The sequence below is a fragment of the Undibacterium sp. Ji50W genome (assembly GCF_049340445.1).
Classification (GTDB): domain Bacteria; phylum Pseudomonadota; class Gammaproteobacteria; order Burkholderiales; family Burkholderiaceae_D; genus Undibacterium.
Genome location: NZ_JBMPOX010000012.1, coordinates 73,012 through 96,983, shown reverse-complemented (window position 1 = coordinate 96,983; position 23,972 = coordinate 73,012). Strand labels below are relative to the sequence as shown.

18 protein-coding genes are annotated in these 23,972 nt (G+C 52.0%); 10 read left to right on the top strand and 8 right to left on the bottom strand.

Annotation, left to right across the window (positions count from 1 at the left end; all coding sequences use genetic code 11):
* Nucleotides 1-59: 59 nt before the first annotated feature.
* From ACO0K9_RS17270 to ACO0K9_RS17250, 5 genes are all read right to left on the bottom strand, one after another.
* Entirely contained in the window at nucleotides 60-2,954 is a 2,895-nt protein-coding gene (locus tag ACO0K9_RS17270; RefSeq protein WP_422987129.1) for a M16 family metallopeptidase, read from the bottom strand.
* 180 nt (nucleotides 2,955-3,134) lie between these two features.
* Nucleotides 3,135-5,243: a dihydrolipoyl dehydrogenase gene (gene lpdA / locus ACO0K9_RS17265; protein WP_422987127.1), complete on the bottom strand. Its 2,109-nt coding sequence runs from the start codon at nucleotides 5,241-5,243 to the stop codon at nucleotides 3,135-3,137.
* Between the two features lie 13 nt (nucleotides 5,244-5,256).
* Nucleotides 5,257-6,579: a dihydrolipoyllysine-residue acetyltransferase gene (gene aceF, locus ACO0K9_RS17260; RefSeq protein ID WP_422987125.1), complete on the bottom strand. Its 1,323-nt coding sequence runs from the start codon at nucleotides 6,577-6,579 to the stop codon at nucleotides 5,257-5,259.
* A gap of 118 nt (nucleotides 6,580-6,697) precedes the next feature.
* Complete coding sequence (gene aceE / locus ACO0K9_RS17255) at nucleotides 6,698-9,394, bottom strand: pyruvate dehydrogenase (acetyl-transferring), homodimeric type (RefSeq protein ID WP_422987123.1); 2,697 nt, start codon at nucleotides 9,392-9,394, stop codon at nucleotides 6,698-6,700.
* A gap of 364 nt (nucleotides 9,395-9,758) precedes the next feature.
* Nucleotides 9,759-12,548, bottom strand: a complete 2,790-nt coding sequence (locus ACO0K9_RS17250; RefSeq protein WP_422987121.1) for a TonB-dependent receptor — start codon at nucleotides 12,546-12,548, stop codon at nucleotides 9,759-9,761.
* Between the two features lie 366 nt (nucleotides 12,549-12,914).
* Between ACO0K9_RS17250 and folD the strand changes: the two genes are divergently transcribed.
* From folD to ACO0K9_RS17220, 6 genes are all read left to right on the top strand, one after another.
* On the top strand, nucleotides 12,915-13,760 hold the full coding sequence (gene folD, locus ACO0K9_RS17245; protein WP_422987119.1) for a bifunctional methylenetetrahydrofolate dehydrogenase/methenyltetrahydrofolate cyclohydrolase FolD: 846 nt from the start codon (nucleotides 12,915-12,917) through the stop codon (nucleotides 13,758-13,760).
* Nucleotide 13,761: 1 nt separating this feature from the next.
* Nucleotides 13,762-15,825 (top strand): M3 family metallopeptidase, encoded by a 2,064-nt coding sequence (locus ACO0K9_RS17240; RefSeq protein WP_422987117.1) that lies wholly within the window; start codon nucleotides 13,762-13,764, stop codon nucleotides 15,823-15,825.
* Between the two features lie 20 nt (nucleotides 15,826-15,845).
* Nucleotides 15,846-16,481: a glutaredoxin family protein gene (locus ACO0K9_RS17235; RefSeq protein WP_422987115.1), complete on the top strand. Its 636-nt coding sequence runs from the start codon at nucleotides 15,846-15,848 to the stop codon at nucleotides 16,479-16,481.
* A 6-nt stretch (nucleotides 16,482-16,487) separates the two neighbouring features.
* On the top strand, nucleotides 16,488-16,907 hold the full coding sequence (locus ACO0K9_RS17230; protein ID WP_422987113.1) for a DNA polymerase III subunit chi: 420 nt from the start codon (nucleotides 16,488-16,490) through the stop codon (nucleotides 16,905-16,907).
* Nucleotide 16,908: 1 nt separating this feature from the next.
* Nucleotides 16,909-17,289, top strand: a complete 381-nt coding sequence (locus ACO0K9_RS17225) for a hypothetical protein (protein ID WP_422987111.1) — start codon at nucleotides 16,909-16,911, stop codon at nucleotides 17,287-17,289.
* 162 nt (nucleotides 17,290-17,451) lie between these two features.
* Entirely contained in the window at nucleotides 17,452-18,756 is a 1,305-nt protein-coding gene (locus tag ACO0K9_RS17220) for a D-amino acid dehydrogenase (RefSeq protein WP_422987109.1), read from the top strand.
* Between the two features lie 162 nt (nucleotides 18,757-18,918).
* On the opposite strand, the gene ACO0K9_RS17215 is transcribed toward ACO0K9_RS17220, so the two are convergent.
* Nucleotides 18,919-19,428, bottom strand: coding sequence for an Lrp/AsnC family transcriptional regulator (locus tag ACO0K9_RS17215; protein ID WP_422987107.1), 510 nt, complete (start codon nucleotides 19,426-19,428; stop codon nucleotides 18,919-18,921).
* Nucleotides 19,429-19,574: 146 nt separating this feature from the next.
* Between ACO0K9_RS17215 and ACO0K9_RS17210 the strand changes: the two genes are divergently transcribed.
* Entirely contained in the window at nucleotides 19,575-20,720 is a 1,146-nt protein-coding gene (locus ACO0K9_RS17210) for a branched-chain amino acid ABC transporter substrate-binding protein (RefSeq protein ID WP_422987105.1), read from the top strand.
* Between the two features lie 207 nt (nucleotides 20,721-20,927).
* Here ACO0K9_RS17210 and ACO0K9_RS17205 read toward each other — a convergent pair whose 3' ends face one another.
* Complete coding sequence (locus ACO0K9_RS17205) at nucleotides 20,928-21,236, bottom strand: c-type cytochrome (RefSeq protein ID WP_422987103.1); 309 nt, start codon at nucleotides 21,234-21,236, stop codon at nucleotides 20,928-20,930.
* A 201-nt stretch (nucleotides 21,237-21,437) separates the two neighbouring features.
* On the opposite strand from ACO0K9_RS17205, the gene ACO0K9_RS17200 reads away from it, so the two are divergent.
* The 3 genes from ACO0K9_RS17200 (at nucleotide 21,438) to lgt (ending at nucleotide 23,465) form a co-directional block, all read left to right on the top strand.
* On the top strand, nucleotides 21,438-21,671 hold the full coding sequence (locus ACO0K9_RS17200; RefSeq protein WP_422987101.1) for a TIGR04438 family Trp-rich protein: 234 nt from the start codon (nucleotides 21,438-21,440) through the stop codon (nucleotides 21,669-21,671).
* A 72-nt stretch (nucleotides 21,672-21,743) separates the two neighbouring features.
* Entirely contained in the window at nucleotides 21,744-22,646 is a 903-nt protein-coding gene (locus tag ACO0K9_RS17195) for a LysR family transcriptional regulator (protein WP_422987099.1), read from the top strand.
* Between the two features lie 9 nt (nucleotides 22,647-22,655).
* Nucleotides 22,656-23,465, top strand: coding sequence for a prolipoprotein diacylglyceryl transferase (gene lgt, locus ACO0K9_RS17190; RefSeq protein WP_422987097.1), 810 nt, complete (start codon nucleotides 22,656-22,658; stop codon nucleotides 23,463-23,465).
* A gap of 146 nt (nucleotides 23,466-23,611) precedes the next feature.
* On the opposite strand, the gene ACO0K9_RS17185 is transcribed toward lgt, so the two are convergent.
* Nucleotides 23,612-23,911, bottom strand: a complete 300-nt coding sequence (locus ACO0K9_RS17185; RefSeq protein WP_422987095.1) for a hypothetical protein — start codon at nucleotides 23,909-23,911, stop codon at nucleotides 23,612-23,614.
* Between the last annotated feature and the right edge of the window lie 61 nt (nucleotides 23,912-23,972).

The following is a 23,972-nucleotide window of genomic DNA, read 5'->3' as shown; positions in this document are numbered from 1 at the left end:
CCTGAAACCTTGCTGGTTTCAGGACTTTTTCCATTCAGCCACCATCCAGCCACCATCTCTTATTCAGCAAACACCCTAGTCGCAGGAGTGATGCTGACGGCTTCCGCCTTGATGTTCAATTTGCGGTTACCAATGACGAGGTCTTCATCCAGCAATTCCCTGGGTTTTTCCGAATTGTATTTGATCGCAGAAAAACCATCAGACACCAGTTTGTCTTTCAGGCCCGCCGCATCTTTGGCGATCATGACCACCGACATGTTTTGTGCCGACAGGTGTTTTTTTATGGCAGCATTGACATCGGCAAGACTGAGTTTAGACAAATTATCGCGCATCATTTTCGTGAACTCTGGCGTGCGATACCATTGCGCATCCAGGGCATAACCCAGTTGCTGGTCTTGCGTTGCCGTCATCATGAAGACATTCTTCATCAGGTAAGTACGGGTGATTTCAAACTGTTCTTTGCTCAATCCCTGGTTCACCATCTTGTCGAGTTCGGCGACGGCGACACGCAAGGCCATGTGGGCATTTTCAGGCGCTACCGGGCGTATCCAGATTTCAAACAACTGAGATTGACGGGCACGATTTGGCGTCGGGAAAGACAAGAACATACCACCCGGGAAGGCTTCGATATACGCATAATCACCGTAATTCATCCCGCGTATTTCGCGTATGCGCTGATACAGGTGGGAAGAACTGGAACGATGCTCTCCCAGCCAGGTTTTCGCCAGCCACAGTGCGGCAAAATCAGGATGTGAACGGGTGACTGCAATCGGAAAGCCCATGGAAATCGCGGTTGCCCGGGTATTCTTTTCTATGATTTCAACTTCCATGCCCTGGCTGACTTTGCCAACCGGTGCAGCAATGGCAGCCATGCCAGCACCATCGGGCAATTTGCTCAGGGCTTGCTTCAGGCTGGTCACCATGGCGTCAGATACGTCACCAGAAATACCTACCTTCAGTGCACCTGTGGTATACGCTTTTTTCCAGAATTGTTTGACATCATCCAGGGTAATGGCGTCTATACCCTTGACCGTTCCCAGCACCGGGTGAGCGTAGGCAGAACCAGCAAATACATTGGTCTGCAAACGTTCTTTGGCAAATTCTTCTTCGTTATTGTCTTTCAGGTCCAGCAACAAGGCATTTTTTTGTTCATCCTTGATACGGCGGAAGTCTTCTTCACGGAAGCCTGGTTCCAGCAATTGCGGCAAAGCGATCTGTATGAATTCCTTCCATTTTTCCCTGTGCACGGAACCGCTGAAGCTGGTCATTTCCTTATCTGTCTGGGCCGAGAAACTGGCTGCCAGCGGGAACAGGATTTTCTTGACTTCATCGATCTTGCGCTCTTTGGAACCGGCACTGTCTATCATCGCCGCCGTCATTCTGGCCAGGCCTTCCTTGCCTGCCGGGTCTTGTGCCGAACCGGCAACAAACACCAGCTTGAAGCGGATTTGCGGTAACTTCGATGCCTGCACCAATACGTCGAACTTGCTATCCACAGGCTGGTCATTGAAACTCGCCAGTTTTGGCAAGCTGCTCAACTCCGTTGGCAAGGCCGTATTGGACAGGCTGGTGACGACCATGCCATCGTCTATCAGGTATTTTTTGGCGACCGCCTGCAAATCTGCAGGCGTCAGGCTATCAATCACTTGATAAAACTGATTGATGGTGGCGTAAGAGCGTTTGTAATGGACAAAGCGTGCCAGAGTGCCAGCGATCTGGTCGGTGTTATCGAGGCTGCGTATCAGGCCATATTTGAGTGCGGATTTGGCGTCGGCCAGTTCCTGCCCGGATAAAGGTGCCTGCACAATGCGGGCGATTTTTTGCAGGATGGCGTCACGCACGTACACGGTATCTTCTGCCTTCTTGACGCGTGCACCTATGGTCGCCAGGCCGGGATCTACACTGGGAGGTGTGAAATCAAATAACTGATCGACCTTTTGTTCATCCTGCTGCAAGCGTTTATAAATATCCGAAGTACTGCCGAAAGACAAAGACAGCAACATGCTCAATGCTGCATGTTCCTTGTTCGTCACGGAAAAAGCCGGTGCATGGAAAGAAACGGCGACATACGGCAAGGTCGGGCTGGGCCATGGCACATGCTTGTACAGGGCACCTGTGGCTGGCGGTTCGGCCGGCACTGGTGCCTGGGCTTTACCACGCTGCCATTGGCCCCAGTATTTTTCTATCAGGGCGATGGCGGATTTGGGTTCAACATCACCGGCCACGATGATAGTGGTGTATTCCGGCCGGTACCAGCGATCAAAAAAGGCCTTGGAATACGCATATTGATTCGGCATGTCCTCAATATCCTTGAGGAAGCCCATGGTCGTATGTTTATAAGTATGTTTCTGGAAAGCGGTATCACGCATCACTTCCAGCAATTTGCTGATGGGATTGGCGCTGTTTTTATTGTATTCACCCAGCACGGCGCGTGATTCGGTTTTGAAGTCGCTTTCGCTATACGACAGATGCTGGAAACGGTCTGCTTCAATTCTCAATACCGTTTCCAGATCTTCCTTGGAAAAGGTCGTGTGGTAATTCGTCAGGTCATCGCTGGTATAAGCATTCTGGCGTGCGCCAGTGGCGGTCAGGATATCCTTGTACTTGTCTGCCGGGATTTCCCTGGTGCCGCGAAACATCATATGTTCAAAGAAATGCGCGAAACCGGATTTGCCAGGTTCTACCTCATTGCGTGAACCAGTCTGCACCGGAATCTGTACCGAAACGATATTCGGTAAACCGGTAGGCACGATGATGATTTTCAAGCCATTTGGCAACAGCTTTTCTGTGGCCTGGAATGGCAATACGTCCTTGCTACCCTGTGCTTCCTTGACAGGCTTGTTGGCAGATTTGACGTTGCCAGTGCCAGAATCTTGCGCTTGCAGGGGTAAGGCAAGGCCAGCCAGCGCCAAAGCAAGGGTCAAAACCGGCATGGCAGGTAGCATGTTTTTCATTTTTTCTCCGGATAAGGAAATCATTGAGGTAGATGATATTGTCGTCATAAGACTGCAAATGCAAGAACAAGTTCAGCAAATGCGCAGCCCCTTGGTCAGCACCACAAAAGCAAAACCCCCGCTGCAGTTTCCTGTAGCGGGGGTTTTGATTGTCATCTTGCCATTTACCGTCCAGACGCTTTATTTCTTGCGCTGGGGTGGCAAGTCAGTACAGACACCTTTATACACTTCTGCCGCCATGCCTATCGATTCACCCAGGGTAGGATGTGGATGGATGGTCTTGCCGATATCGACCGCATCCGCACCCATCTCGATTGCCAGGGCGATCTCACCTATCATGTCACCGGCATGCGTGCCGACGATGCCGCCACCGACGATGCGTTTGGTTTCAGCATCGAACAGCAACTTGGTGAAGCCTTCATCACGCCCGTTCGCCACTGCACGACCAGAGGCCACCCATGGGAAATGACCTTTTTCCAGCTTGACGCCCTTGGCCTTGGCTTCATCTTCGGTCATACCTACCCATGCGACTTCAGGGTCGGTGTAAGCAACCGATGGAATCACGCTGGCATCAAAATAAGCTTTTTCACCTGTTGCAGCTTCGGCTGCCACATGGGCTTCATGCACGGCCTTGTGTGCCAACATGGGTTGGCCTACCAGGTCGCCAATCGCAAAGATATGCGGCACATTGGTGCGCATTTGCTTGTCAACATTGATGAAGCCACGCTCAGTCACGGCGACGCCAGCCTTGTCGGCAGCAATCTTCTTGCCGTTAGGGCTGCGGCCTACTGCCACCAGCACCAGGTCATAGACTTGGGGCGCGGGCGCAGTGGCACCTGCTTCGGCAGCTTCAAATGTGACCTTGATACCTTCAGGCAGTGCTTCAACGGCCACCGTTTTGGTTTTCAACATGATGTTGTCAAAACGTTTTTCATTGAATTTTTGCCAGACCTTGACCATGTCACGGTCCGCGCCCTGCATCAGACCATCCAGCATTTCGACGACATCGATGCGGGCACCCAGGGTGGAATACACGGTTGCCATTTCCAGGCCGATGATGCCGCCGCCGATGACCAGCATGCGCTTAGGTACCTGGCGCAATTCCAGCGCGCCGGTACTGTCAACGATACGCGGATCAACCGGTACGAAAGGCAGGTTCACGACCGAAGAGCCAGCCGCGATAATGGCTTGCTTGAACTGCACGGTTTTCTTACTGCCGTCAGCCGCCGTGACTTCAATATGGTAAGGGCTGAGGAACTGGCCTACACCCTGCACCACATTGACCTTGCGGGCTTTTGCCATGCCTGTCAGGCCGGTCGTCATTTTCTTGATGACGCCTTCCTTGTAGCCACGCAGTTTGTCGATGTCGATTTCTGGCTTGGCAAACGTCACGCCGTGTGCCGCCATGGATGCAGTTTCATCAATCACCGCTGCCACATGCAACAGCGCCTTGGATGGAATACAACCTACATTCAGGCAAACCCCGCCGAGGGTGGAATAACGCTCCACCAGCACGGTATTCATGCCCAGGTCAGCAGAACGGAAAGCTGCAGAATAACCACCAGGACCAGCGCCCAGCACCATCATGTCGCATTCGATATCGACCTTGCCGGTGTACCCGGAAGCGATTGGGGCTGGCACCGCAGGTGCTGCTGGCGCTGCAGCAACTGGTGTTGACGCTGCTGCCGGAGCAGCCTGACCTGCCGCCTCAACCAGCAACAGCAAGCTGCCTTCGGCAACCTTGTCGCCGACCTTGACCTTGATTTCTTTTACCTTACCGGCATGGCTGGATGGAATTTCCATACTGGCCTTGTCCGATTCCACGGTGATCAGGGACTGGTCGACCTTGATGCTGTCGCCGACCTTGACCATGACTTCGATGACTTCAACTTCCTTGAAATCACCAATATCAGGTACTTTAACTTCGACTATGCCTACCGGCCCGGCGGGCGCTGCTGCAACAGGGGCTGCGGCAGGTACTGAAGCTGGTGCAGGAGCAGCGGCAATTGCTGGAGCTGCCTGAGCCGCTGGCGCTGCACTTGCCGCAGCACCTTCCGCTTCAATCACCAGCAACAAGCTGCCTTCGGCAATTTTGTCGCCCAGCTTGACTTTCAATTCCTTGATGACACCGGCATGGCTGGACGGGATTTCCATGCTGGCCTTGTCCGATTCGACAGTCACCAGCGATTGATCGACCTTGATGGTATCGCCCACCTTGACCAGCAATTCTATGACTTCAACTTCCTTGAAATCACCGATATCGGGTACTTTGACTTCGATTGTGCTCATGGTCTGTCTCCGTTCACAGCAGGGTTTTACGCAGATCAGCCAGCACATCAGCCAGATAGGCGGTGAACTTGGCAGCCATGGCACCGTCAATGACACGATGATCGTAAGACAGCGACAAAGGCAGCATCAGGCGTGGCTGGAATTGCTTGCCATCCCACACCGGTTTGATACTGGATTTGGACAAGCCCATGATCGCCACTTCAGGCGCATTGATGATAGGCGTGAACGCCGTACCACCGATACCACCGAGTGAAGATATGGTGAAGGTCGCACCCTGCATGTCAGCAGGTTTCAGTTTGCCATCGCGTGCCTGGGCAGACAATTCACCCATTTCAACCGCGATTTGCGACAGGGTTTTCTGGTCTGCGTTTTTGATGACAGGTACTACCAGGCCATTCGGCGTATCGGCTGCAAAGCCAACGTTGTAATACTGCTTGAGGATCAGGTTTTCACCCGTCGCATCAAGCGACGAATTGAATGCCGGGAATTTCTTCAATGCGGCCACACTGGCCTTGATCACAAAAGCCAGCATCGTCAGTTTGACGCCGGATTTGACCAGGGCTTCATTCGAGGATTTGCGGAATTCTTCGAGGTCAGTAATATCGGCTTCATCAAACTGTGTGACATGCGGAATCATTACCCAGTTGCGGTGCAGGTTTGGACCACTGAGTTTTTTGATGCGTGACAAAGGTGAAGTCGTGGTCGCGCCAAACTTGCTGAAATCCAGCGATGGCCATGGCAACAAGTCGAGCCCGACACCACTGCCATTTTTTGCCGGCGCAGAAACCGCAGAGACAGCTGTACTGCCTGCCATGATGCCTTTGACAAAGTTTTGTACGTCTTCCTGGGTGATACGGCCTTTTTGACCGGAGCCGGCAACGCGACCCAGATCGACGCCCAGTTCACGCGCAAATTTGCGTATGGATGGTGAAGCATGCGCCTTGCCTGCACTGGCAGTTGCGACTGGTGCCGCAGATGCCACCGGTGCTGCAGCAGCAGCGACTGGAGCAGGAGCAGCAACCACAGGAGCTGGCGCTGGGGCGGTCTGTGCAGCAACAGCCGCAGCGGGCGCTGCCGCAGGAGCAGCAGCGGCACTTGCGGCAGCATCCACGATCACCAGCAAGGAACCTTCAGCCACCTTGTCGCCTACTTTGACTTTAATTTCAGTCACCACGCCGGCATGGCTGGATGGGATTTCCATGCTGGCTTTATCTGATTCTACGGTGATCAGTGATTGATCGACCTTGATGGTGTCGCCGACTTTGACCATCAGCTCAATGACTTCCACTTCCTTGAAATCACCGATGTCCGGCACTTTGACTTCTACGCTACTCATAATTTTCTCCATTTACACCCTCCTTTTCAAGAAGAGGGCTAGTGTGGGGATGGATTCTTATCCACCCTCAGGCAAGACGCCAGAGGGAGGACATGTCAGTGGGTGTCAAACGTCAAAATTACACAGTCACCGGATTTGGTTTATCAGCATTGATGCCATATTTTGCAATCGCCTGAGCAACGACGGAAGCCGACAGTGCACCTTCATCTGCCAGCGTCTTCAATGCAGCAATCACCACGAAGTAGCGATTGACCTCAAAGAATTCACGCAATTTGGCACGTGAATCAGAGCGACCAAAACCATCCGTACCCAAGACTTTATAGCTACGGTTTTTGGGAACGAAAGCACGGACTTGTTCAGCAAAGGTACGCATATAGTCTGTCGCCACGACGATAGGACCAGTCGTGTCTTTCAGGCATTGGGCGATATACGGCACGCGTGGTTCTGCAGTCGGGTGCAGCATGTTCCAGCGTTCTGCATCCTGGCCATCACGTGCCAGCAAAGTGAAGGATGGTGCAGACCAGACATCGGCAGCAATACCCCAGTCATTTTGCAGCAGTTCGGCACCGGCAATCACTTCACGCAGGATGGTGCCGGAGCCCATCAGTTGTACGCGGTGCTTGGTGGTCTGTTCAGATTTTTGCAACTGGTACAGGCCCTTGATGATGCCTTCTTCCTGGCCCGCTTTCAGACCTGGGTGGCTATAATTTTCATTCATCAGGGTGATGTAATAGAACACATCTTCCTGGTCAGTCACCATACGGCGCAAGCCATCATGCATGATGACTGCCACTTCATGCGCAAAGGTCGGATCGTAAGGAATACAGTTAGGAATGGTGGAAGCCAGTACATGGCTATGACCATCTTCATGCTGCAAGCCTTCGCCATTCAGTGTGGTGCGACCGGCTGTGCCACCGAGCAGGAAACCACGAGCACGCATGTCACCAGCAGCCCAGGCCAGGTCACCGATACGCTGCAGACCGAACATTGAGTAATAGGTATAGAACGGGATCATGACGCGGTTATTGGTCGAGTACGAAGTCGCCGCAGCGATCCATGAACTCATACCACCGGCTTCGTTGATACCCTCTTGCAAAATCTGGCCAGCTTTATCTTCACGGTAATACATGACCTGGTCTTTATCGACCGGCTCATACAACTGACCTACCTGGCTGAAAATACCGATCTGACGGAACAGGCCTTCCATACCAAAGGTACGCGATTCATCGACCATGATAGGTACCACGCGTTGACCCAGGCTGGCGTCGCGCAGCAAGGCAGTCAGGATGCGGACATACGCAGCAGTCGTGGAAATTTCACGGCCTTCTGCAGTCGGTTCCAGCATGGCCTGGAAGGCCGTCAGTTCTGGCACTACCAGTGCTTCGTCGGCTTTTTGACGACGTTGTGGCAGGTAGCCACCGAGTTCTTTGCGGCGTGCATGCAGGTACTGCATTTCCGGTGTGTCGTCGGCCGGTTTGAAGAAAGGAATGTTAGGCAGTTCGGCATCAGCAATCGGCAACTGGAAGCGGTCACGCATGGCCTTGATGGCTTCATCGTCAAGCTTCTTAGTATTGTGCGCGGTATTGCGGGCCTCGCCGGATTTACCAAAGCCAAAGCCCTTGATACTTTTCGCCAGGATGACGGTAGGCTGACCCTTGTTTTCCTGGGCGACTTTGAATGCCGCATAAATCTTGTGCGGGTCATGACCACCACGGGTCAGGCGCCAGATGTCGTCATCCGACATTTTGCTGACCATTTCCAACAATTTTGGATGCTTGCCAAAGAAGTGGCTGCGTACATAGGCACCATCCTTGGCTTTGTAGTTCTGGTATTCGCCATCGACGGTTTCCATCATGACTTTTTGCAGGATGCCGTCCTTGTCTTTGGCCAGCAATTCATCCCAGCCACTACCCCAGATGACTTTGACGACATTCCAGCCGGCACCACGGAAATCAGATTCCAGTTCCTGAATGATCTTGCCATTGCCACGTACCGGGCCATCCAGGCGTTGCAGGTTACAATTAACCACGATCACCAGGTTATCCAGTTGTTCACGCCCGGCCATGCCGATAGCGCCCATGGATTCCGGTTCATCCATCTCACCATCACCGCAGAAGGCCCAGACTTTACGCTTCTCTGTGTCAGCAATGCCACGTGCATGCAGATACTTCAGGAAACGTGCCTGATAAATCGCCATCAAGGGCCCCAGGCCCATGGAGACGGTAGGAAATTGCCAGAAATCTGGCATCAGTTTCGGGTGCGGATAAGAAGACAGGCCCTTGCCATCGACTTCGCGGCGGAAATGCAACAACTGGTCTTCAGTCAGACGACCTTCGAGGAAAGCACGTGCATAGATACCTGGTGATGAATGGCCCTGGATGTACAACAGGTCGCCGCCATGCTCTTCAGTCGGTGCATGCCAGAAATGGTTGAAGCCTATGCCCAGCATGTTCGCCAGCGAAGCAAAACTGGACAGGTGACCGCCAAGGTCGCCGTCTACGCGATTGGCCTTGACCACCATGGCCATCGCATTCCAGCGCATATAAGAGCGCAGGCGTTCTTCGATTTCCAGATTGCCCGGACAGTGTTCGCCCTGGTCAGCAGGAATGGTATTCACGTAAGCCGTATTGCTGGAGAACGGGATATGGGCACCACGACGACGCGCCAGGTCAACCATGCGCTCCATCAGGTAATGGGCACGTTCTGGCCCTTCCGTTTCGATAACGGCTTCCAGCGCATCCAGCCATTCATTGGTTTCAACTACATCGGAATCATTGGCGGCCTGGGCCAGCACCTGGTCTATCTGGGGTGACATAGAGTGGTCTCCTGTTATTGCACGTTTGGGTGAAACGCGCGTGGGCGAATCGACAAATTACGGCTTGAATTTTGTTTTCGCAAGCATTCTAACAGGAGTTTTTAATTTTTCAAATAGCGATATGTGATTCCACATTATGATATTTACGTCGCAACGCAGCAATTTAAAGCTGATTTAAAAGCAATACCCTTATCAATAAATAGCGAGCGCATAAGTCGCACTGCAGCAAGATTGGCCCCACTGACCCTGGCCACTACCCGGACATGGATAAATCAGAGAAATAAGCGGGTTTTCTGGGCACGAAAAAAAAGGGCGATGAATTAATCATCGCCCTTAGAAAGCGCTTATTCAGCGCGATTTATTATTATTTGAATTGATATTTCAGACCAACTTTGAAGTAACGACCCAAGGCGCCGCTAGAATCCATAGGGTTGAAACCCATGGCACCGTAAGTCAAAGGATCCAAAGGAGCAACTTTGTCAAACAGGTTAGAGACGGAACCGAATACTTCCAGGTTTTTCATTGCTTTGTAGCGGAAAGACATATCCAGCGTAGTGAAGGATGCCAGTGTGCAACCTGCTGGGGCATCTGTGCCGTCAGCAAACTTGTTAGCACATGGCTGACCTTCTTCAGAGATGTTTTTCAGGGAGCCACGATAGCTGATGATGCCAGTCACGTTCCAGTCGCCCTTGTCCCACGCCAGTACAAAGTTGACTTTGTCTTTTGGTGTACCAATACAGTTGGAGGTATCGCAGTTACCATGTGTGCCTGCATATTGATGCTGGACCGCACCGTCAACACGCAACCATGAAATAACGTGTGTCCAGTTCAGGTCTGCATTCAGCTTGCCGTATTCGCCCAGGTTGATACGTTGTTTCGCATTGAAATCGACACCCTTGACTTCAGTGTAGCTGGAGTTGGCATAAGGAGCTGCACCACCGATGATGGTACCTGTATTCGGTGTCACCACGCCGTTGATGGTCAGGTTATTATCCTGACGCAACACGCCTGGCAAACCAGCTGCTGTCTGGAAGGACATGGAGTTGATTTCGTTGTTACGACGAATCAACCAGCCATCCACAGCCAGACCGGTGTCAGGCAGCGGATCCCAGACCACGCCCAAAGTGTAACCTTTGGATTTTTCTGGTTGCAGGTTAGGATTGCCGACTTTGAAGCCTGTGAAAGTCGTTGCGCAATCAGATGCCTGTGCGCCTGCCAGTGGCGTGCCATTCGGGCAGCGAACTGGATCCCTGACAGTTGCCGTACCAGCACTGAAGCTTTCTGTACCGGATTCAGGTGCACTTGGTGCACGGAAACCTTCAGAGTAAGTACCACGCAGAGCAAAAGTTTTTACCGGTGTCCACTTGGCACCAACTTTTGGTGTCACGGAAGAGAAGTGAGAATATTTGTCGTAACGCAGCGCGCCGGACAACTCTACTGTCTTGATCACTGGGGCCAGTACTTCTGCATACAGGGCAGATACCGTTTCATCGCCTTTGGCAGCAACATAGCTGCTGTTGATGGAACCGTCTTTGCTACCATCCAGGGATGGCATGTTGTAAGACTCTTTGCGATATTCAGCACCGACCGCCAGACCCATCATACCGCCAGGCAAAGGCATCAGCTCACGAGAAGCCTTGAAGTCGATGATATCCATCTTGGTAGGCGCATCCAGGGTCGCTGTCTTGACCATAGCTGCATACAGGGCAGGATTATTTTTGCTTGCCTGTGTGCCTATGTAGTACGGGAAGTACGGGCTCTTAGGATCACCCAGGGCTGCCTTCAACACGTTCATGTTGATCATGTTGGTGTAATCGAGATGCAGCTTGGATTCGGAATGCAAAATCGCTGTATCGAATTCCCAACCAGCCATGGTACCTTTCAAACCGGCGACAGCGCGATAGAAGGAGTTGTCTGCAATACGGCGATTGGCACCAACGTCAAACATTGAATAGCGCAGGCGAATCGGTGCGCCATATGGGTTTTGTGGATGCTCAGCCGCCATCACGATGACAGTACCGTAATTGATGTTACCGGTCGGGCTGGCCGCGTTTGGCGGGAAGAATACATTGGACGATGTCGCCGGTGGCGTTACCGTGAAGGCAGCCTTACGTTGAGAGTAACCAAATTCTGCATAGGCTTGCAGATCTTCATTGATCTGGAATGTACCGCGGCTGAACAGGTTCACGCCATCGATTTGTGGCAGCATGGAACGGAACTGGTCGGCATACCACAAGCAACCACCGCCTACATCCTGTACTTTGGTGGCAGACAATGTCGCGCAACCTGGCAGGGATACATAATTCAGTGTCTTAGGATCGCGCAAGGAACCTGTAGGGCTTGGGGAAGCACTGTTATTGCCAGCAATGTAACCGTTAGTGAAAGAACCAACCGTGTTCATCGGGTAACCCCAACGACGCCAGTCGCCTGTACCGATCCAGTCACGGTCAGAACGCTGGGAATTCATCAATTCATTGGACTTGTAAGCCTCTGCATTGATGATGATGTTGTATTTGTCTTTTTCCAGATTACCAAAACCGGCAGTAATCGAGGCTTTTGCCTGGTTGGCATCACGTGAACCTGAAGTACCAGCAGTGGCGCTGACTGTCACGCCTTCATAGTTCTTTTTCAGGATGATATTGACCACACCGGCGATTGCATCGGCACCGTAGATGGAAGAAGCGCCATCTTTCAGGATTTCAATACGTTCCACCACTTCCATAGGGATAGTGGAGATATCTGTAAATGCTTTTTGACCATCATCAGCACGACCGAACTGTGCCATGCGGCGACCATTCAGCAATACCAGTGTGGAAGTAGCACCCAGACCACGCAGGGAGATTGCGGTGGAACCGGCAGCAAAACCATTACCGAAGCTGGTAGGCAAAGAACCGGCGCCGTCAGCAGTCAGGGTTTGCAGATATTCAGCGACCGTTGTCTTGCCTGCCTTGTCGATATCGGCACGGGTGATGATCTGTATCGGGGAGGCAGATTCAGCTTCAGCACGCTTGATGCTGGAACCTGTTACCTCTACCCTTTGAACTTTAGCATCATCCTGCGCGAATGCAGGTTGTGCCAGCAAACCGGCCGTGACCACCAAACCGCCAGAAAACATAATGCGCAGCGATCTCGAAATTACTTTTTCCTTCAGCATATATTTCTCCTTTTAATTGATTCTGGGCATTGCGACGTCAAATCCAGGTCGCGATGAAAAACTTTTGAAAATTAATTTTCACAGATGGTATGAAGCCATTCTTAAAATGTGAAGTCAATTACAACTCTGCGAATGCGGTGAGAAAACAACAGACCCATGGCAAACCATAACCAAATGAGAAAAATTTTTTACAAGGAAGTAATCACTGGCAATAAATTTATGACTTTTATAGCAATTTTTACTGTTAAGTAATTCTTGAAAAAAACCGGCCGTGCTCGCGCTGGGGAGTCATTCAGCGCGCATCATTTATAATCGAGGCTGATTTCTACTTATTTCCCACCCCAATTTTTACTTGATCGCCTAATCATGACTGCTCAAATTATCAGCGGAACCCAGCTTTCTCAACAAATACGTGTCGATGTGACCCGCCGCGCAGCCGCACTGACCGCCAAAGGACATCAACCTGGCCTGGCAGTCATCCTGGTGGGTGAAAATCCTGCCTCCCAGGTCTATGTGCGCAACAAAGTGAAAGCGTGTGAAGACTGCGGTTTTTATTCTGTCATGGAAAAATACGAGGCCGATTTGAGCGAGCAAGCTCTGCTGGCCCATATAGACAGACTGAATAAGGACGCAAAGATTAATGGCATCCTGGTGCAATTGCCGCTGCCCGCGCATATCAATGCCAATAAGGTCATAGAAGCGATTGCTGCTGAAAAGGATGTGGATGGTTTCCATATCAGCAACGCCGGTCTGTTGATGACTGGACAACCACTGTTCCGCCCCTGTACCCCGTATGGCGTCATGAAGATGCTGGAATCAATCGATTATCCTGTGCGGGGTGCGAATGCGGTCGTGGTCGGTGCTTCCAACATCGTCGGTAAGCCACAGGCTATGTTGCTCTTGCAAGCAGGCGCAACCGTCACCATCTGCAATTCCAAGACCCGTGACCTGGCAGCCCATACCCGCAATGCCGATATTCTGGTAGTCGCGACAGGTAAGCGCAACATTGTCACCGCAGACATGATCAAACCTGGTGCCGTCGTCATTGATGTCGGCATGAACCGCGACGATGAAGGCAAATTGTGCGGTGACGTTGATTATCTGCCAAGCAAGGAGGTAGCAGGCTATATTACGCCTGTGCCAGGCGGCGTCGGCCCGATGACCATCACCATGCTGCTGGTCAATACCATAGAAGCTGCTGAAAGAATTTAATATGGCCCAAGATAATCCCCTGCTGGACTTTAGTGATCTGCCACGTTTTGCCGATATCCGGGCCGAGCATGTTGGCCCCGCCATTGCCGCCCTGCTGGAGGAGAATCGCGCAGTCATCGCTGAGCTTGAAAAAAATGCAGCCCCGGTAAGCTGGGACAACTTTGTCGAACCGCTGGAAAATGCCACCGAAAAACTGGGCCGCGCCTGGGGTATCGTTGGCCATTTGAACGCGGTGGTCGATACCCCGGAAATGCGGGCTGCGTATAACGAAAACCAGCCTGCGATTACCGAATTCTGGACCGAACTGGGGCAAAACCTGTCCCTGTTCGCCAGCTACAAGGCATTAAAAAATGCGGCTGGCTTTGATGGCTTGCCGCAAGCCAGGCAAACCATCATCCAGAACGCCCTGCGTGACTTCCGCCTGAGCGGTGCAGAACTACCGGAAGCGCAAAAACAGCGCTACGCTGAAATCCAGGAACAGCAAGCTGCCCTGTCGACAAAATTTTCAGAAAACCTGCTGGATGCCACCAATGACTACGGCTTGTTGATCGAAGATGCAGGTGAACTGAAAGGCTTGCCCGAAGATATCTTGCAAGCCGCTAAGACAGCAGCAGAGGCCGATGAAAAAACCGGCTATAAGTTTACCCTGCATTTCCCTTCTTATTATCCCTTGCTGCAATATGCAGAAAACCGCAGCATCCGCGAAACGATTTATCGTGCCAGCGTGACCAAGGCTTCCGAACTGGGTGCCAAGGCAGAATGGGACAACAGCAATATCATGCGCGATCTGTTACGCCTGCGCAAGGAAGAAGCCGGGTTGCTGGGGTATAAAAATTTCGCCGAAGTATCACTGGTCAGCAAGATGGCAGAATCACCGGCACAGGTCAGCCAGTTTCTTGAAGACCTGGCCAGCCGTGCCCGCCCCTATGCAGAAAAAGACCTGGCAGAACTGCGTGCTTTTGCAGCAGAACAATTGGGCATTACTGAGCTGCAGGCATGGGACTATGCCTACGCTTCAGAAAAACTGCGCCAGCAACGCTATGCGTTTTCAGAGCAGGAAGTGAAAGAATACTTCCCGGAACACAAGGTGGTGGATGGCCTGTTCCGCGTCATCCAGACCCTGTTTGCGGTTGAAATCAAGACTGACCAGGCGACCACCTGGCACAAGGATGTCAAATTTTATCGCCTGGAAAGAAATGGCGAACTGATAGGCCAGTTTTATCTGGACCTGTACGCACGCCATGGCAAGCGTGGTGGCGCCTGGATGGATGATGCGCGTGGCCGCAGACTCACCAGCAAAGGCATACAGACACCAGTGGCTTACCTGACCTGCAACTTCAGTGCACCGGTCAGTATGAATGGCGTCAGCAAACCCGCCCTGTTCAGTCACGATGAAGTGATTACCCTGTTCCATGAATTTGGCCATGGCCTGCATCATTTGCTAACCAGGGTGGATGATTTGTCGGTTTCTGGCATTTCGGGTGTGGAATGGGATGCGGTGGAACTGCCTTCGCAATTCATGGAAAATTTTTGCTGGGAGTGGGATGTACTGCAGCACATGACGGCCCATGTTGATACCGGTGCCACCTTGCCACGCGCCCTGTTTGACAAGATGATCGCCGCGAAAAATTTCCAGTCTGGTCTGCAGACTTTGCGCCAGGTTGAATTTTCGCTGTTTGACATGCGCCTGCATGATGCCTTTGATCCGCAGGGCACGCAAACCGTGCAGGACATACTGCATATGGTCAGGGCCCAGGTCTCCGTACTGCACCCACCGGAATTCAACCGTTTCCAGCATTCTTTCAGCCATATTTTTTCGGGTGGTTATGCAGCAGGTTATTACAGCTACAAATGGGCAGAAGTCTTGTCGGCCGATGCCTATGCCGCATTTGAAGAGCATGCCAAAGAAGCTGGCAGTACCCTGTCACGCGCAGTGGGAGAACGCTTCCAGACTGCCGTGCTGGAAGCCGGTGGCTCACGCCCCGCGCTTGCTTCATTCAAGGCATTTCGCGGACGCGAGCCCGTCATCGACGCTCTGTTGCGTCATAATGGCATGAGTGCATAATTTTTTACCCGGAGAAAACGATGAAATCAAGTAAAACAATCCTGGCCCATTCAATGCTGCCAGTGCTGCTACCGGCACTGTTGTCGACGCTATTGTTTAGCGCCAATGCGCAAGCGCAAATGTATAAATGGGTAGGCCCGGATGGCAAGGTCACTTACAGCGATCAGCCGCCGCCTGGCAAGATCAAAGTGGAAAAGAAAAGTTATTCCGAAGGCCCGGACCTTGGTAACCTGCCGCCCGAACTGGCGGTAGTCGTAGCCAAAAACCCGGTCATCCTGTATAGCACCAACAATTGCTCACCTTGCAATGACTCACGTAACTTCTTGAAAACCAACGGTGTCCCGTTTAATGAAAAGACGGTCAGCAATAACGCTGACCTGGACAAACTCAAGCAAGTCAGTGGTGATACGCAGTTGCCGTTCATGTTGATTGCCAAAGTCAGGTTCCCGGGCTTCAATACCGAAGAATGGAGAAAAGCGCTGGACAGTGCCGGCTACCCTGCAACCAGCAAATTACCCAAGGATTACCGCTATCCGGCAGCAGAACCGGCGGCACCGGTGGTAGCGACTGCCGACAAGGATGCCGATGTGGCAAAGAAGCCGGCGGCACCCTTGCCACCGCAAAGACCGACACAGGACAATGGCATACGCTTTTAATCTCGCATGACACGGATCGATTTTCATAGCAATGTGGCCGACAAGCTGAACTACACTTGCCGGCTGATACGCAAAGCACATACGGCCAAAAACAAGATGGTCGTGTTTCATCATGACCGGGTTTTCCTGCAAAGACTGAGCATGGCCTTATGGACACTCACCGAGGCTGATTTCTTGCCGCATGTCATGCTGACCGACCCCTTGTCGTCCTGCACACCCATCGTGCTCAGCTATGACGACAGGGCGGCCTGTCCGCATTACGACGTACTGATCAACCTGACCGCTGAAACACCTGCCAATTTCACCCAGTTTCAGCGCATGATAGAAGTCATCTCCGCTGAAGATGCTGACAAGCTGGCGGGACGCGAGCGCTATCGACAGTATCAGCAGCAAGGCTATCCACTTACTCACTCGGTGGCAAAATAAAATGAAAAATCAAATTGATGCCAGCATTCCGGTATTGACCGAAGTCATCCCCCCGGAAGAGATCTCTGCAACAAAGGAAAATGCAGTTGGGGCTGTCAGTCCGGAAACGGCGGCGGCCACAATCGCCAACGGCACGGCTGGCCGCAGCGAAGAAGACTGGCAGGCACTGGAACAGACCTTGCGCGAAAACGTCTTGCGCCAGGTTCTGGCACGCATTGATTTCGTGCTTGAACACAGGGTCAGGGACAGCCTGGCTGATGTACTGCAAATTGCCGTCGCCAGTCTGGCGGTGGAAATACGCACAGGATTACATAAAACCCTGGAAGAAGTCGTCACCCGCGCCATCACCCAGGAAATCACCAAGGCAAAGTCCTCAAAATAATCAGAAATCTGCAAATTATTTTTATTTTTAAACACAAAACTCAATTTTTCTTTCAAAAATAAAAATCAGGCTATCACTTATGATTACCTGGAAAAGCAAAGTATTTCTACAATCTCCTTACTGTAACAATCAGCATCATGCTTACTCTAGGAGATTTCGGCAATGAAAGTCATCGTTCTCGGTTGCGGCATTATTGGTACGTCTTCGGCCTGGTTCCTGAAAAAACAGGGTCATGACGTCACGGTCATAGACCGTCAGCCTGGCCCGGCACAGGAAACCAGTTTCGCCAATGGCTGCCAGATTTCAGTATCCCATGCAGAACCCTGGGCCAATCCCTCGGCCCCCCTGAAGGTATTGAAATGGCTGGGCAAGGAGGATGCGCCCTTATTGTTCCGTCCCCGCGCCGAATTGCTGCAATGGCTGTGGGGCTTGCAGTTCTTGCGCGAATGCACGCCAGCCCGTACTGCAAACAATATCCGGCAAATTGTCGCCATTTCAGAATACAGCCGGCAAACCCTGCGCGCCCTGCGTGCAGAAACCGGCATACAGTATGATTGCCTGACCAAGGGCATACTGCATTTTTATACCGACCAAAAAGAATTCGATAACTCCCTGCCGGCCGCCAAACTGATGCGCGACCTGGGTTGCCCACGCGAATCCATCGCGGCAGAGGAGGTCGTCAGGCGGGAACCGGCACTGGCAGGCATACGCGACAAGATCGTCGGCGGTGACTATACCGAAACCGATGAATCCGGCGACGTCTACCAATTCACTACCGGCCTGGCAGACCGGGCCAGGGCAGCAGGCGTGCAGTTCCAGTTCAACACCACGATCACCCGCTTGCTGGCCGAAGGTACAGGTGCTGCCGCCAGAATCACTGGCGTGGAAATCATCGACGCGGCTGGCCGCCATCGTGTCCTGAAGGCCGATGCCTTTGTCGTGGCCATGGGCAGCCACGCACAAGCCTTGCTGAAACCTGTGGGCATTTCGCTGATGATTTATCCAGGCAAAGGCTATTCCGCCACCTATCGCATTACCCGGCCGGAACTGGCACCGACGGTGTCACTCACGGATGACGGTTATAAGCTGGTGGTGTCACGTCTGGGCGACCGCCTGCGGGTGGCTGGCACCTGTGAAATCAATGGTTATGGCCGTGACCTGAACACGGCCCGTTGCGCAGCCATCACCCGCCGCACACGTGAACTGTTCCCGGATGCCTGCGATTATGAAAGTCCCGTTTACTGGACCGGCTTGCGTCCGCTGACGCCATCGAATGTGCCCTACATAGGCAAAACCCGGTTCGATAATCTGTTCCTCAATACCGGTCACGGCACGCTGGGCTGGACCATGGGAGCAGGCTCTGGCCGCGCCATCGCAGATATTGTCTCCGGCCTGACGCCCGAAGTCGATTTTGCCTTTACCGGCATTGCCCGGAACCAACAAAAAAACCTGCTGCAGCCGGCCTGATGGCTGGATATACCAAACCGCACCAAACCACACCAAACCATGCCCTACCAGTTGCCCAAACGGAGCTTAAGCCCTCACGCCAGTTGCTATTCAGCATCACAAGTGCAGTAACTGGCGTTCTTTTGTCATCCAGGCGTCTGCTCACCGCGTTTATGGAGTAAATTATTTACCTGTGCGCACGGGCAACTCGGCTGCCTTTTCATCAAATGCGATACGGGTGGTGAATTTGGCTCTCTTCATAGGGAAACGTGAATGGAAATGACGGACATTGCCAGACCCCGAAATCGCGCGCCGCACAAACTGGTAGTAAGCGTCCATGTCGATCACATGCACCACCAGGAAATAATCATACTCCCCAGACACAAAATAGCATTGCATGACTTCGGCTTCCTTGTTCATGCGGGCTTCAAATTCACGCATGTATTCGTCGGCCTGATTGGTCAGGGACACCTCCAGAAAGGCCAGCATGCCATAGCCCAGCGCAAAGCTGTCGACCATGGCCACTTCGGCGCTGATGACCCCGGCTTCACGCAGCTCACGGATACGTCGCAGACAGGTCGGCTGCGAGATATGCAGCTTGTCGGCCAGGACTCTGGTAGGGATTTGGTTGTCTTTCTGGAGCAGGTTCAAAAGCTTGCGATCCAGCTTGTCGAGGGTGCGATATTGGGGCATATAAAAAACGTCAGTTTGGAGAAAAAACCACACAAAATAGCTTTGCGAAATATTTTTTCTGTTGTACCTTCTTGCTGTTCAGTTATCTGAATAAGTCAGAGATGCAGTGTTGTTATCCTACTTTTTTATTCCTTAGGAGTATGTTCATGTCGTTCAAAACTAAAATGATTCCACTGGCTGGCGCAATTGCATTCGCTTTCGCTGGTGCTGCGGCAGCTCAAGATCTGGTTGTTAAAATTGGTCACGTTGGTCCGATTTCCGGCCCAAGCGCCCACTTGGGTAAAGATAATGAAAACGGCGCCAAAATGGCGATCGAAGAACTGAACACCAAAGGTGTCATGATCGGCGGCAAAAAAGCAAAATTCGAACTGCTGGCTGAAGATGACGCAGGCGATCCAAAGCAAGGCACAACCGTAGCACAAAAGCTGGTTGACGCAAAAGTAAATGGTGTTATCGGTCACTTGAACTCTGGTACAACTATTCCTGCATCCAAAATCTACAATGATGCCGGTATCCCGCAAATCTCCCCATCTGCCACTAACGTTGAATACACTAAACACGGTTACAAAGGTGCATTCCGTGTAGTAGCAAATGACGGCCAGTTGGGTGGCACACTGGGCCGTTTCGCGGTTCAGATCAACAAAGCGAAAAAAGTCGCTGTCATTGATGACAAAACAGCCTATGGCGAAGGCGTCGCACTGGAATTTATCAAAGGGGCCAAGAGCAAAGGTGCTGAAGTGGTTGTGCAGGAACATACTACTGACAAATCCACAGATTTCAGCGCTATCCTGACCACCATCAAAGCGAAAAAACCAGACGTCATCTTCTTTGGCGGTATGGATTCTGTTGCCGGCCCTATGCTGCGCCAGATGAAAGCACTGGGCATTACAGCCAAGTTCATGGGCGGCGACGGTATCTGCACCACAGATCTGCCTAAACTGGCTAGCGATGCAATCGGCGACGGCCAGGTGGTCTGCGCTGAAGCAGGCGGTGTTCTGGAAGGTCAGAAGAAAGCCAATGATGACTGGAAAGCTGCTTACAAGAAAAAATTTGGTATCGAAGTACAGATCTACGCACCGTATGTTTATGATGCTCTCATGACGATGGTTGACGCGATGGTACAGGCTAAATCTGCTGAACCGGCAAAATACCTGCCAGTCCTGGCTAAAATCAAGCACAAGGGCATCACAGGCGATATCGCATTTGATGCCAAAGGTGACGTTAAAGATGGCACGCTGACTTTGTACACATACAAAGGTACTAACCGTGAATTGCTGCAAGTTGTGAAGTAATTACTTCTCGATGCTTGTAATAACAGCCGGCGCAAGCTGGCTGTTTTTTTATCTGCAGCCAAAACCCGTCAAACATAAAAAAACCAGGACAGATATCCTGGTTTTTTTATGCGGCTGCCTGGCATGCCACTAAATTCCGTGCTTATCAATAAGATAAGTATACCAAGTAGGTCGGGGCTTGCCTCAGAGCTTGTAAGAAGCAAATCCTTATTTCAAGTTCAAAATCCATTTCACCAGCGTCCTGGCTTCGGCTTCAGTTACCTGTGCATTCGCTGGCATGGGAATCGCACCCCAGGTACCGGTACCGCCCTTCAATACCTTTTGCACCAGCATGTCTTCGGCTTTCTTGTTGCCAGCGTATTTCTTGGCCACATCCTTATAGGCGGGACCAACAATCTTGGTATCCACCGAGTGGCAAGCCATGCAGTTTTTTGCTTTTGCCAAATCCATATTTGCCATCGCTGAACCAGAAGCCATGACCGCCAACACAGAACCTACCAACAAAGAATATTTCATTGCTTTCTCCAGGTTAAAAATTATTCGCCATTTTACTGCTTTTTCCAACATCTAACGTTCTCGGCAAACCAAAGGTTGACCTGAAGCAGGTTTGGGATAGGGAGGTATAATGGAATTACGCAAATTTCAGCTCTTATGTTGCAGCCAGAGCTGAAGACAAGGACTTTTCTGCACAAGTCCTATACAAAAAGGAAGTTAGCCATGTTCGCCATCATTGTCCTGTTTTTACTGCTGGTCTTGAAATTCGCAGAAATATCCATTTTTGCCACTTTGTCCTGGTGGTGGATAGTCGGTGGTGCTTTTGCCGTTTTTCTATGGTTTGAAGTCTTTGAACGCGTGTTCGGACTGGACAAACGCAAAGACCATGCACATTACGAGAAAATCCAGAAAGAGCGGGTCAAACGCGCTTTCGAGAAAAAAAGTGGCAGACGCTGATCAGGCCAGCAAAACAGGCTGGTTGGCCATTAGGTTAACCATCACTCGGCGCAAATCCGCCTGAAACACGCCATGCCGATACCAGAAACAAGACATCTTGAATTGCGTCAGTTGCGCTATTTTCTTGCTGTTGCCGAAGAAATGCATTTCGGCAAAGCAGCAGCGCGGTTGCACATGACCCAGCCACCACTGTCACAGGCGATACAGGCACTCGAAAGCATACTGGGTGCTGACCTGTTCATCCGCAATACCCGCAATATTGCCTTGTCTTCTGCCGGATTGGCACTCTTGCCCGAAGCCAGGCGGCTCATACAACAAGCGCAAGCCCTGCCACAACTGGCACAACTGGCCGCCAGTGGCGCCAGTGGCCAGTTGTCGCTGGCCTTTGTGTCGATTGCCGACTACAGCATCTTGCCGCCGGCGCTGCGCGAGTTTCGCCAGCAACATCAGGCGGTGCACATAGAACTGCGCGAAGCAACCACCGACGTGCAACTGGATGCGCTGGAAAAAGCCGAAATCGATGCCGGCTTCCTGATTCCCCCCATCCCGGAAAAGCTGCAACATCTGTTGAGCTACCAGAAAGTCTTGTCGGAACCGCTCATGCTGGCGGTACCGGAAAGCTTTGCCAAAGGACGCAGCAGCATGAGCCTGGCAGAATGCGAAAACATGCCCCTGATCCTGTTTCCGCGAAAAATTGCTCCTGCATTGCACGATGCCATACTGGGCTGCTTTCATAGCGCCGGCCTGACGCCCGAGATCGGCCAAGAGGCAATACAGATGCAGACCATCGTTGGCCTGGTGTCGGCTGGCATGGGAATCGCACTTGTGCCACAATCCGTGTCGAACCTGCAACGCCCCGGCGTTCTGTACTTTGATTTACCGGACAGCACGGCTGTGGTGGAAATTGGCCTGGCCTGGCACAAAAACAATCATTCAGCAGTACTTGATGCCTTTGTGCATCTGTTTAACCAATAATTGAATTTCATGCTCATTCATCCAAATCCTGACCCTGTTGCATTTTCCTTAGGCCCGGTTTCTGTCCACTGGTACGGCATCATGTATCTGGTGGCGTTTGTCCAGTTCATTATCCTTGGCCGCGTCAGGCTGCGACAACCGCATATTGCGGCTAAAGGATGGACCCGCGAGCATATCGACGACATGCTGTTTTTTGGGGTATTGGGCGTCATCATAGGCGGTCGCCTGGGCGAAGTCCTGTTCTATGGCTTTTCGTACTATGCCTCCCATCCGCTGGAAATTTTCGCGGTGTGGAAAGGGGGCATGTCTTTTCACGGCGGTTTCCTGGGGGTGCTGGTCGCCATGTACTTGTGGGCGCGCAAAGCCAAGTTCCACCTGGCCGATGTGTATGACTTTATTGCGCCGCTGGTGCCGCTGGGTTATGCCGCTGGCCGTGTCGGCAACTTCATCAATCATGAATTGCCGGGACGTGTGGCGTCTGCGGACTTGCCCTGGGCGATGATGTGGCCGGGCATCACTTACCCGGTCCACCCTTCGCCGATTTACCAGGCGTTGGTGGATGGCGTCCTGGTTTTCATCATCCTCTGGCTGTTTGCCATGCGACCAAGACCGCGCCTGGCCGTAGGTGCCTTGTACGTGACCCTGTATGGCTGCACGCGCTTTTTTACCGAATACTTCCGCACGCCGGATTATGAAGTTGACTTCCTTGGGTTCACGATATCGGCAGGACAGATGTTGTCGCTGCCGATGATACTGGCTGGCTTGTTATTGCTGTTTTTTTCCTACAAATTTGCTGCCAAACCGGTACGCAAGCCCTGACCGGGAACAGGCGAAAAACAAATGAGGGATGAGTGCACAGGACCGTATCCTGTGTACCCATCTTTTCAAGCAGATCGAGGTGCCAGTAAATTCTGCTTGACGAAAGTGCCGGATATCTTTTACATTAAGCACATGAACTTTCTTACCTACACATCTGATGCGCACACCGCGACTACTGGCAAGCTCTTGCCAGCGGTACAGATGTCTATGTCGGTAACACTATCTCTACTACCTGCACTATCTGGCGCGCTACTATAAACTTTATAGGTTTCCTTAGCTTCGCCTTTCAGTTGTACCTCCAGTTTCACTTCCACAGTTTGTTTAGCACTACCTTTAGCGATTTCCTGTATCCAGGAAAAAAACAGCATGACACATTTGATCAACTCAGCAAGGATTTCTGCCGGTGACCAGTTCACCGTGACGGCGATCGTCCCTGCTGCCTGCATGCTGCGCCTGGCTGCGCTACGACTACTGATCGGTTAACCGGCCTCGTATTTTTCCGTGGCC